Origin of the sequence: Ancylomarina sp. 16SWW S1-10-2, assembly GCF_009669305.1 — a bacterium.
Taxonomy (GTDB): Bacteria; Bacteroidota; Bacteroidia; order Bacteroidales; family Marinifilaceae; genus Ancylomarina.
The window spans coordinates 1-1,928 of record NZ_SADB01000052.1; the positions used below are offsets into that span (position 1 = coordinate 1).

Consider the following 1,928-nt stretch of genomic DNA (forward strand, 5'->3'; position numbering starts at 1 on the left):
TGCGTCGTCCTCTTCGCATCGTCCTCCTCTTCGATCTCTTCCGCGCCTCCGTGTGAAATCAGTTCGCACCCATTCGGGATGCTCTATTTATCCAGTGAAAAATCAAAAGGGAGCTGTAATCAGGGAAAAAGGATTTAAAATTTTAATATCCCGAATCACTCGTAGACACTCGTTCGGCTACTGGAGAAAGTGTACTCACTACACTTTTTTCAAAAGCGGTGAGTTTTTCAGAATGCACGCTTACGCGTTTCTCAAGAAACAGACAAAAAAAAGCCCAACCGAAGTCAGGCTTAAAGGGGATTTTTTTAATGCGTTTTTTGCATGTGGGATCCAAAAGAATCTTTAACAGCCATCATTTCATCTGGAGTTAAATCACYCTCAACATTCAAACGTGTATTTTCTTCATCAACTGGCATGATAACCAGGTCGCACTCATATTTTTGATGAAGATCAGAACCAACATCATCCCAAAATGACTGAGGTAGGTGACTATGAACACGGYCAATATAAATATGAATAGAAGAAATCATTACGCAACCTCACTTAATCTTTTAGTTTCTAACTCTAGTATCTCAATAAGTAATTTTTCAGTAGATCCACTACCAAAAGATCCACTTTCCCAATCATCTTCAATCGCTTTTAAAAACTGATGACGTTTTTGATAATGGCAAAGCAAACTAAAAATATATTCATCAACAGTCCTTAAACTTATTGCTTCATTTTCAGTTTCTTCAGCAAGTTCCTCGTCTGTTTTATCTTCAATTTCTAAAAGCTGTTTTAATCCTCTAGACCAAACCAATTGACGAGCACCTTTCACAGAAATTGCAAATTCCTGAAAAAGTTTTGAGGGCTTTTTTTGAAAAACATCAAGATCATCAATTGATAACTGCAAGAGATCAAAAGGTGTGAGACTGTTGTGCTTTCCCTTTTTAATATGTCCCTTGGTTAACTCGTGCTCAATACCCCATTTAGAAACATATTCAGAAGCATATTCACCATCTCTCAAATCTAAACCATGCTTCATAGATGGAGCTGATAAACCTGCACGAACACAGGCCTTTATCCAAAGTTCAGAAAGATTTTTTCTAAGATCAGCAGAAACCAAAATGTATTTATTAAACATCAAAATATGAAAATGCGGATGCCATCCATTATCACCATAAGTGACCTCAAAAGACCTGACCTTATGAACAACACCCATTTTTTTAAGAATGACTTTTACTTTTGTTGTTTCAAGGAAAATCTTATATGCCTTTTTKTGGCGWTCTAAGRGCGATTTAAGGCTTTCTGASTTGGAATGGCTAAAGGTAAGGGTTAATAGCTGAATTGAGCCGTCATGGCTTGTTTGCCACGTATTAACAGCCTTTTTAAGCTCCTCTCTCCGTTTTTCAGTAATTTGTTTGGCACAAACAGGACATGACCAAATAGAACCACAACGCTGGACATTGGCCCAGTGAGCTTTTTTTCTAGATTCGTTGTATTTAACTTCGCGTAATTTATCTTTATCGATGCGTTTTTTTAAACAATTTCCCACACGTTCTCGGGGTAAAAGTTTGGCAGATTGGTCTTGAAGTAAAAAATTATGGAATCGCTGAAAGCCTTGCTGGCTGTGGATTACCTGAGATTTCGTAAATATACCAAGGGGCTGGCTATTTTTAGCGCTTTTCGGGCTTGATAGGGACGGATTTTCCCCATAAAATGTACTCATGGACATTCCTTGATTAATGTTCATCACTGGGTTGAAGTGTTAGCGCACTGTCAGCCCATTTTTTTTGCCTCGTAGTATGGGAATAATGGTACCCGTAAATAAATATTGAGGACTTGCTTTCATTGTGCAGTCCAAAATATACGCCACATCATAAAGTTATTGCAAGACCACATGACAACACATAGGCGCATTATATCTCTCATGCGTCGTCCTCTTCGCA

General features: G+C 38.1%; 2 protein-coding genes. Both read right to left on the reverse strand.

Annotated features, from left to right (window positions below; all coding sequences use genetic code 11):
* Window positions 1-305 precede the first annotated feature (305 nt).
* Window positions 306-530 (reverse strand): hypothetical protein, encoded by a 225-nt coding sequence (locus tag EMN46_RS18425; RefSeq protein ID WP_154202480.1) that lies wholly within the window; start codon window positions 528-530, stop codon window positions 306-308.
* Window positions 530-1,732, reverse strand: a complete 1,203-nt coding sequence (locus EMN46_RS18430) for a protein rep (protein WP_229130419.1) — start codon at window positions 1,730-1,732, stop codon at window positions 530-532. The genes EMN46_RS18425 and EMN46_RS18430 overlap by 1 nt, the downstream gene beginning before the upstream one ends.
* Between the last annotated feature and the right edge of the window lie 196 nt (window positions 1,733-1,928).